Annotated in this window: 10 protein-coding genes; 5 read left to right on the plus strand and 5 right to left on the minus strand. The window is 52.4% G+C overall.

Translation table 11 applies throughout. The annotated features are described in order from the left end of the window. Positions 1 to 67 precede the first annotated feature (67 nt). Positions 68 to 472, minus strand: a complete 405-nt coding sequence (locus CLV60_RS29570) for a VOC family protein (RefSeq protein WP_106599013.1) — start codon at positions 470 to 472, stop codon at positions 68 to 70. Positions 473 to 480: 8 nt separating this feature from the next. Next, positions 481 to 972 (minus strand): VOC family protein, encoded by a 492-nt coding sequence (locus tag CLV60_RS29575; RefSeq protein ID WP_106599014.1) that lies wholly within the window; start codon positions 970 to 972, stop codon positions 481 to 483. A gap of 180 nt (positions 973 to 1,152) precedes the next feature. On the opposite strand from CLV60_RS29575, the gene CLV60_RS29580 reads away from it, so the two are divergent. The 5 genes from CLV60_RS29580 to CLV60_RS29600 all read left to right on the plus strand — a co-directional run bounded on the left by CLV60_RS29580 (position 1,153) and on the right by CLV60_RS29600 (position 4,010). After that, positions 1,153 to 2,124 (plus strand): GlxA family transcriptional regulator, encoded by a 972-nt coding sequence (locus tag CLV60_RS29580; protein WP_106599015.1) that lies wholly within the window; start codon positions 1,153 to 1,155, stop codon positions 2,122 to 2,124. A 161-nt stretch (positions 2,125 to 2,285) separates the two neighbouring features. Then, entirely contained in the window at positions 2,286 to 2,786 is a 501-nt protein-coding gene (locus CLV60_RS29585; RefSeq protein WP_106599016.1) for a DUF4468 domain-containing protein, read from the plus strand. Between the two features lie 2 nt (positions 2,787 to 2,788). Beyond that, positions 2,789 to 3,193: a hypothetical protein gene (locus CLV60_RS29590; protein ID WP_106599017.1), complete on the plus strand. Its 405-nt coding sequence runs from the start codon at positions 2,789 to 2,791 to the stop codon at positions 3,191 to 3,193. A 10-nt stretch (positions 3,194 to 3,203) separates the two neighbouring features. Continuing rightward, positions 3,204 to 3,554, plus strand: a complete 351-nt coding sequence (locus CLV60_RS29595; protein ID WP_106599018.1) for a hypothetical protein — start codon at positions 3,204 to 3,206, stop codon at positions 3,552 to 3,554. 12 nt (positions 3,555 to 3,566) lie between these two features. After that, the gene (locus CLV60_RS29600; RefSeq protein WP_106599019.1) at positions 3,567 to 4,010 is read left to right on the plus strand and encodes a DUF3592 domain-containing protein; all 444 of its coding nucleotides are present in this window, start codon (positions 3,567 to 3,569) and stop codon (positions 4,008 to 4,010) included. Between the two features lies 1 nt (position 4,011). Here CLV60_RS29600 and CLV60_RS29605 read toward each other — a convergent pair whose 3' ends face one another. From CLV60_RS29605 to CLV60_RS34505, 3 genes are all read right to left on the minus strand, one after another. Next, on the minus strand, positions 4,012 to 5,490 hold the full coding sequence (locus CLV60_RS29605) for a DUF1501 domain-containing protein (protein ID WP_106599020.1): 1,479 nt from the start codon (positions 5,488 to 5,490) through the stop codon (positions 4,012 to 4,014). Between the two features lie 11 nt (positions 5,491 to 5,501). Beyond that, positions 5,502 to 8,708, minus strand: coding sequence for a DUF1553 domain-containing protein (locus tag CLV60_RS29610; protein ID WP_229211189.1), 3,207 nt, complete (start codon positions 8,706 to 8,708; stop codon positions 5,502 to 5,504). Positions 8,709 to 8,768: 60 nt separating this feature from the next. After that, a partial coding sequence (locus CLV60_RS34505) for a hypothetical protein (RefSeq protein ID WP_211302291.1) occupies positions 8,769 to 8,961 on the minus strand: 193 nt, incomplete at its 5' end.

The following is an 8,961-nucleotide window of genomic DNA, read 5'->3' on the forward strand; positions in this document are numbered from 1 at the left end:
ACAATATTTCACAACTCATGACCAGTCTTGACCACACATGACCACGCCTGACCATTGTGCCATTCATTCAATTCCCGGCTGAAAAAATCCACTGCACCGCGTAACGATCTGTGAGCGTAGCCCATTGGCCTTTGAGTACTCCCGGCGAGAGCGGGGCGGTCACCTCCCCTTCTTTCGCCAGTTTCTGGAATACGGTTTTTAGTTGCCGTGGTGCTGTAATGCTGATCCATAGCGAAATGCTGTTGCCGGAGGCTACCCCTTCCTCACCGCCAAGGTCGGACGCAAAGAGCCGGACATGCTCCGACACCAGGCTCGCATGCAATACCAGCTGCCTGATTTCCGGCGGAAACTGCCTCCCGCCGGGCGTATCGCCCAGGTAGGTGAAATGCAGCTCGCCGCCAAAGCACGACTGGTAAAAACGCATCGCCTCTCTGCAATTGCCGTTGAATGTAAGGAAGGGGTAAATCGCCATTTTATATTCTATTGATTGTAAGCACGTTCCAATTCGGCAATATCGAGCTTTTTCATGCCCATCACCGCCTGGAACATCTGCCCTGCACGTTTCGGATCACCACCGGATAGCCGCTCGCCCAGCATGGCAGGCACAATCTGCCACGAGAGGCCGAACTTATCTTTCAGCCACCCGCACTGGCTTTCCTCACCGCCGTCGGATGTGAGCGTGTTCCAGTAGTGATCTATCTCTGCCTGATCCTTACAGGACACAAAGAACGAAACCGACTCATTGAACTTAAATTGCGGACCGGCGTCGAACATATGCAGCGTCAGCCCCTTGATTTCGATAGTTCCCATCATTACCTGGCCCGCCGGAAACGGACCGCCCTCGCCCCATCGTTTGATCGTTTTGATTTTCGAGTCAGGAAACAGCCGGGTATAAAGGTTCATCGCTTCTTCTGCCTGGCCATCGAACCAGAGAAACGGGGTAATGCCTTGGGTGGTTGATAATTCGCTCATTGTTTTGATCGTTGAAGGTGAATGGTTTGGAGAAAAATGATTTTTAGTTTGCTGATGATCTACGTTACAAATTTGGCGGGTTCGAAAGAAATAAATGGGGTGTAAATACGCCGATCCCGAGGGGTAAAAATGCCAACTGAATATTTTCCTATATTTACGAGTTCTAAATCCAACATCGTTATGAAACATATCTCGGTATATGTCCCCCAGTGCTCCTACATTGAAGCGGTTTCCCCTGCGTACCGGCTTTTCAACACCGCCAACGACTTTCTCAAGGCGTCGGGGAAAGAGCCTAAATTCCAGGTCGAATTTGTGGGACTAAGCCATGACATTAAGGCGCAGGACGGCGAATACACGATCCGCATCAACAAGCTGCTGAGCGAAGTCGATAAAACCGACCTCGTGGTCATCCCTGCATTGTGTGGCAACCTCCGCGAATCCGTCGAGCTCGACAGGCCCGCTATTCCCTGGATGCTCGAAATGCGCGAAAAAGGCTCCGAAATCGCATCGCTTTGCCTCGGCGCATTTCTGCTGGGCGCTACCGGCCTGCTGGATGGTAAAAAGTGCTCGACACACTGGGCTTATTATGAAGAATTCAAAGAAATATACCCTCAGATCGAGGTCGTGGACGGCACCATTATCACCGATGAGGGCAAAGTATATTCAAGCGGCGGCGCCAATTCGATCTGGAACCTGCTGATTTACATCCTCGAAAAATACACCAGCCGGGACATTGCTATCCTGGCCGCCAAATATTTCGCCATCGACATCGACCGCGATAACCAGCGCGCATTCACGATTTTCAAAGGCCAGAAAAACCACAACGACGACGGCATCCTCGCCGCGCAGGATTACATCGAACAGAATTATACCGAGAAACTGACGATCGTGGAGCTTGCCGACATTGCCAGTGTAAGTCGCCGGAGTTTCGAGCGGCGCTTCAAAAACGCCACCAACAATACGATCAACGAGTACGTACGCCGCGTGCGCGTGGAAGCCGCCAAACGGAGCTTCGAAGTATCACGCAAGAACGTGACAGAGGTCATGTACGACGTCGGCTATACCGACACCAAGGCATTCAGGGATGTATTCAAAAAAGTAACCGGCCTTACGCCCATCGAATACCGGAACAAGTACAGCAAAGACAACTAGAAGCGGCCACCGGGTCGCTTTTTTTATTGAATGGTATTGTGTTAATCATTTGTTTTTCAAGCCAAAACCAGTGATTTACCGGTAGCTCATTTTATTTGCACGCTCCTTTCCAAATGCTCACTTTTGCACCACTATTTTAAAAATCGAACCAATTTATCGTCATGTCAAAGTCCATTTTGATCGTCGTGCTCGCATGCATGATCGGTTCCGCGCACGCACATTCCATCCTGCCGGCTATGAACAGTAAAATCGCTTATTCCGAGACTGTCGATTGCGGCAGCGTTTCCCTGATAGACATTTTCAGACGCGCCCGCCTGTGGGTAAGTCAGTCGGCCCCGGACAATAAAACGCTGGTCGACGACAAGGAAACCGGCGACTTCGTTACGCAAGGCCACATCACAATCACCATACCCCGATCGGAAAACAATGCAGGCGGCGTTTACAGATTCGGTTACGTGCTTTCGGTAGAATGCGCCAACCGCAAATACCGCGCATCGCTGGCCAACGTGGAATACCAGGAAGGTAATGGGGGCCGCACAATGCCTTTGGAAGCTTTCAGCCAGAAAAACGAGAACAAAGCCGCTGCCGCCGAGCTTGATGCGAAGCTCAAAGCATTGCTCGCAGATTTGCAGACGAACGTAAAAGATTACAAGCCGTTCTGACCATGAACACCGGTCGCATTTCAACGTTTCTCCTCGGCCCCGAACTTTCCTGGCTTCTGATGTACGGCCTGGCGCTGCTGCTCGTGGCGCCCAACCAACCTCCCACCGAAGCGGGTAACGTCCGGCTCGAAAGTCTCGCCTGGTACGTGCTCTTCGGGGCGATCATTCTCTCGTTTATCCCTCTGTACTGGTCGCAGAGCGGACTCGGCTGGTGGATGCTGCGTATAGGCATTGCCGGTTTGATCGGCATTACCTCGGTAAGCACCGCATTTTGCAGCGCCATCGACTACCACGATTCGCGGAATTCAGGTGTAGGTACATTATGGATCATGCTGGTCATTTTCGGAGCGATCTTTCTGTTCCTGGGCATGATCGTCGTAAGTCTGTACATGAAATTCAGATCTTAATATTACAACTATGGTTGACGAAGTCCCTTCTCCTCAAAATACCTACACCGTCCGGTTCGGCGCTTACGAAGTGCGCATGAGCCACTGGATCACCGAGCCCGCCATTATACGGGTTTCCAATAACCAAATGATATTCGACATGCCCTCCACATGGAGCTGCGACGAAGCCAGATGGATTGACGACTACACCGTGGAGCTCAAAACACGGCTATACCCGGGCCGCGAATACTGTGATCTCGTCCTTGACCTTAAAGCAGGCACCGGCAAGGCCGTAAGAGGCACATACCCGTTTGCAAACTCGATGAAAACACCTCCGAAAGAGTTTGAAGGCAGCTTACAGGAAATTTACCGTTGGCTTTAACAATCGCGAATCATGGAAAACAGCAAGGGAGTACCGGGTTTCGAACTATTCATCCTGTTGTTCTTTACCATCGGCGCGGTTTTCGCGGTGATCTCGTTTACAATTTACCGCAACAGCCGCAACCTGATCGAGCATGGTATTGAAACCAAAGGCATTGTCATAGACCTTCACCGCCTGAAACCTCGGGAATATCCGCTGGCACCGTCTATCCGCTATGTCAAAAAAGATGGTACCGTGCACGTGTTTCACAGTTCGGAAGCGCGTAACCCGCCCGAGTACCAGATCGGCGAGGAAGTAACATTATACTACGACCCGAATGACCCCGACAATGTCCATCTGAAAGGCAACTACCTCTTCGTATATGTATTTGCGGGAATGGGCGCCATGTTCTGGCTGTTTTCAATCTGGTACGTTGGCTCGGCGGTGAAAGCGGTATTTCAATGGCTTTTTGGCTGAACTACGCCAAAAGCGGCTTCACAACCTTACCATGAACGTCGGTAAGCCGATACCGTCTTCCCTGGTGCTTGAATATCAGCTGTTCGTGATCGATGCCCATCAAATGCATTACAGTAGCCTGGAAATCATGCACATGCACGGGATCCTTGATAATATTATAGCCAAAATCATCGGTTTGTCCGTATACGAATCCTTTTTTCACGCCCGCGCCTGCCATCCAGATCGAGAAGCTGCGCGGATGGTGATCGCGGCCGTAGTTATCATGCGTGAGTTTGCCTTGCGAATAGGCACCACGGCCAAATTCCCCACCCCAAACCACCAGTGTTTCATCCAGCAAGCCGCGCTGTTTCAAATCGTTGATCAATGCAGCGGAAGCCTGGTCTACGCTCTTCGCCATGATCTTGATATCGTTCGGCAGGTTACCGTGCTGATCCCAGCCCTGGTGGTATAACTGCACGAATTTCACATCCTTTTCGATCAGCTTCCGGGCCAGCACGCAGTTCGCCGCGAATGTGCCGGGCTTACGCGAGTCTTCGCCGTACATATCGAAAATGTAATCGGGCTCTTTGGAAATATCCATGGTTTCGGGTACGGCCGTCTGCATGCGGTAGGCCATTTCATATTGCGCCATCCGGTAATTGATCTCCGGATCGAGCAGCTTTTCAAACTGCCCCTGTTGCAACTTCGCGAGCGAGTTCAGCATTCGTCGGCGGCTGGTACGGTCGATTCCCTCGGGGTTGTTGAGATAAAAAACAGGATCGGGGCCGGAACGGAATACGACGCCCTGGTGAATGGAAGGCAGGAAACCGTTGCTCCAAAGTTTGGCATACAATGGCTGGTCACCCCCGCGGCCTTTGGAAAGCAGTACGACAAATGAAGGCATATTCTGGTTATCGGAACCCAGCCCATAACTCACCCACGATCCCCAGGAAGGCCTGCCCCCTTGCTGGCTGCCCGTCTGGAAAAACGTCACGGCCGGGTCGTGGTTAATAGCCTCCGTAAACATCGACCGAATGAATGTAACATCGTTCACAATGCCCGATGTGTACGGCATGAGTTCGCTGATCATCATGTCATTGTCCCCGTACCGCTGGAATTTGTATTTCGAAGCGGCCAGAGGAAAACTACTTTGCCCGGCGGTCATGCCGGTGAGCCGCTGTCCCTTCCGCACCGATTCGGGGAGGTCTTTACCCCACATTTCTTCCAGTTTCGGCTTGTAATCAAACAGTTCCAACTGAGACGGCGCGCCGCTTTGGAACAGGTAAATGACGCGCTTGGCCTTCGGCGGGAAATGCGGGTGCCCGATCGGCCGCCCGGCGGCCTCAGCCCCTTTTTCACCCGCCTTTTTGGCCAACGAATTGTCTGCACTCAAAAGCGATGCCATCGCTGCCGCACCCAGGCCCAGACTCGTCTTCGACAGGAAATTACGCCTGCTCAATTGCTCGTGGACATGATTTTCAAGTTCTCTGTAAAGGCTCATTGCTTTGCTGGTTATCGCTTGATCAAAAATTCGTCAAAATTCATTACCGTGCTCGCCACGATGGTTCCTGCCGCCAGCTGCACGGGATTCAATGTTTTATCCAGCGGATATTCCCCTGCCGCCAGGATCGACTTCATACGCTTGGGATTTTGGCTGAAATCTTTCAACTCTTCGTCATAGAGCTCTTTCAGCACCATTTTTTCCTTCGGATCGGGCAGTCGGCTCGTCAGTGCGGTGAATGCGTAATCGATTTGTTCGTCGATGGTTTTGCCGTTTTTCAACATGTGCTGCGCCAACACCCGCGACGCCTCCACGAACTGCGGGTCGTTCATCACGACCAGTGCCTGCAACGGCGTGCTGGTTTTCTGCCGTTTGGTAATGCAGAAATGCCGTTCCGCCGCATCAAAATTCAGCATCATCGGAGGCGGCGAGCTGCGTTTCCAGATCGTGTAGAGGCTCCGCCGGTAGAGCGAATCACCGTGTTGCTGCTTGTAGGTCACCTCGTTACGCGTTGCGAGCGCCTCCCACAGGCCCGCGGGCTGGTACGGGTAGGCGCTCTTGCCCCCCACCCGGCGCGTAAGCAATCCGCTCGATGCCAATGCATTATCCCGAATCTGTTCCGCGCTCATACGGTAGCTCGGGCCACGCGCATAAAGCCGGTTATCCGGATCAACATCCTTCATATTCGGTTCAATTTTCGAAGACTGCCTGTAAGTCGCCGAAGTGACGATCAGCTTCTGGATCGCCTTCACATTCCAGCCCGACTCGCGGAAGCGCGCCGCCAGGTAATCGAGCAGCTCGGGATGCGTCGGCAGTTCGCCCTGGTTGCCATAATCGTCGCTCGAAATCACGATTCCTTTCCCAAAATACATCATCCAGAACCGGTTCACCGTCACCCGGGTGAATAGCGGATGATCCTTATCGAGCAGCCATTTAGCCAAACCCAGGCGATTTCGCGGATAGTCTTTCGGTATTTTAAAAAATGCATCCGGCGTATCCATGGTTACCGGCTTGCCGGGGGCATCGTAGGCACCGCGATTGAGAATGAAGGTCTTGCGCGGATATTTCCGCTCCTTCATGACCATCACATCGATCTGCTTATCCATAATCTCCGTTTCCTCGCCGATCAATGCGCGGCTCGAAGCCAGTTCCTTCTTGTAGCCGGCGTCGACGTTGGTCAGGTAGTAATCTTTTAAAGAAGCAAGCTGTGCCGGTTTCAGTTGGGTCGCCGGTGTTTTTAATGCGGTCAGCAACTCATTTTTCAATGTAAACAAACTCTGCATTTCCAGCGGGCTGATGGCACGGGTGTAAATCCGGAATTCATCCACCTCGAAATTCTTCGTCCGCTGATCCGACAACCGCCCGATATTCAGCTTGTCGACGTACCAGTTCGTTTTGTTCTTGCCATACAAAATGCTCTCCGTCAGATGGTCATTATGCACAGTAACCTGCACCGGCTGCCCGTTGACGAACAGTTTCAGGCCGGCAGCTTTGCTCAAACCATCATAGGTAAAGCCCAGCTGCGTCCATTTGTTCATCGGAAATTTCTCAACTGTTTGTATTTCAATGGCATTCTCCGGCCAGACATGACTCATCGTCAGGCGAATGCGTCCGTCTTTTTCCCGGAACACATTCCAGCCACGGTACCCGTTCATGACCCCGTTGGATTTATGCAGCAGCGAGCCGCTCACCGCTGGATCATGCAGGTTAAGCCAAATGCTAATGCTGAATGGCTGATTCCGCTCGAAGAATGCGAAGTTATCGCCAAAACTGACCGCGTTTTCCCCGAAAATATACCGGGCCTTACCAATGCGTCCATTGCGGGAAGCCACATTGGAAAGGCTGTCGTCTCCTTCCGCATTGGCCTTATGCTTCGGATTCGCGAGATTGGTAAATTCCTTTCCCGTAGGCTCATCGAATGTGAAATACCCTATCAAATCTGTTTTTTCAGGAAGTAGCGCTTTCTCGGGAGCCATGCGGGCGGCAGTCAGCCATTGCTGGAAGCCGCGTTCATGAGCAGCCGCATTGGCCGTCATGGCCGATCGCTCTCTGGCCAGATTTTCGTGAATGTATTTCAATTTGGCATCGGCTTCGGGCGTCGGCAGCGTAATGGCCGGGCTGGCCTCGCCGTTGTACGGGATCTGGCCGTTTTCGTCATTATTGTTAAAAAACGCATACAATGAATAGTAATCCTTATGGCTGATCGGGTCATACTTATGGTCGTGGCAGCGCGCACATTCGACGGTCAGGCCGAGGAATGTCTTGCCAAATGTATCCACGCGGTCGGAAACATAGGCACTGCGGTACTCTTCGGGAATGATCCCGCCCTCCTGGCTCTGCTGGTGCATACGGTTGAACGCCGTAGCGACCATCATATCGCGTGTCGGGTTGGGCAGCATGTCGCCCGCCAGCTGCCAGGTCACAAACTGATCGTAAGGCTGGTTTCTGTTGAATGAACTGATCACCCAATCGCGGAACGGCCAGGCGGTGCGCAATCCGTCGTCCTGGTACCCGTGCGTATCCGCATAGCGTGCGGCGTCGAGCCAGGGCACGGCCATGTGTTCGCCATAATGCGGCGAGGCAAGCAACCGGTCGACGGCCCTTTCGTAGGCATTCGGGGATTTGTCGTTCAAAAATGCCGTGACCTCTTCCGGTGTCGGCGGCAGGCCGGTCAGATCGAGCGAAACGCGGCGCAGCAATGTGGTTTTGCTCGCTTCGGGCGAAGGTCTAATGTTCTTGTCTTCCAGTTTTTTAAGCACAAACCGGTCGATGTCGTTACGCACCCACGCCTGATTTTTCACCTTCGGCAACGCGGGCTTTTCCACTTTGGTAAATGCCCAATGCGGCTTGTACTCGGCACCTTCCTCCACCCACCGGATCAGGATGGCCTTCTCCCGCGCCGTGAGCGACAAATGCGACTCGGGCGTGGGCATAACCATGTCGGGATCGGCCGACAAAATCCGATGTACGAGTTCGCTGCTACCCGGCTTGCCGGGTTTAATGGCTTTCAGACCGCTCTCCGCTTCCTTTTTATAAGCCACCTCGGCCACGTCGAGGCGTAAATTGGCCTTCTGGTGATTGGCATCCGGCCCGTGACAGGCAAAACAGCGGTCCGAAAGGATCGGCTTTACGTCGTAAGTGTAGTCGACCGGCGCGACCAGTGTATTCATTTCAGCGGCTACGTCGTCCGGCAGATCTACCTTTTTGTCACAAGACATGAAAAAGAATCCGGCGGCGGGAACCAGCAAGCAATATTTAAGCAGGGAATTCAACATCATCTAAAAATTATGACTGGCGGGCAGCTTACAACAGACAACAACCAACAAAGCATTCAGCCATCCAATTCTCCATTTCCTTAATCCAAATTTAATCAATTGAGGGTGACCCAAAAGCAAAAGCCCTTTTTCTACTATGTAGAACGAGGGCTTTTTTGTATTTTTAATTACGACATTAGAAATACATGGGCAAGAT

Source organism: Dyadobacter jiangsuensis, assembly GCF_003014695.1.
GTDB lineage: Bacteria > Bacteroidota > Bacteroidia > Cytophagales > Spirosomataceae > Dyadobacter > Dyadobacter jiangsuensis.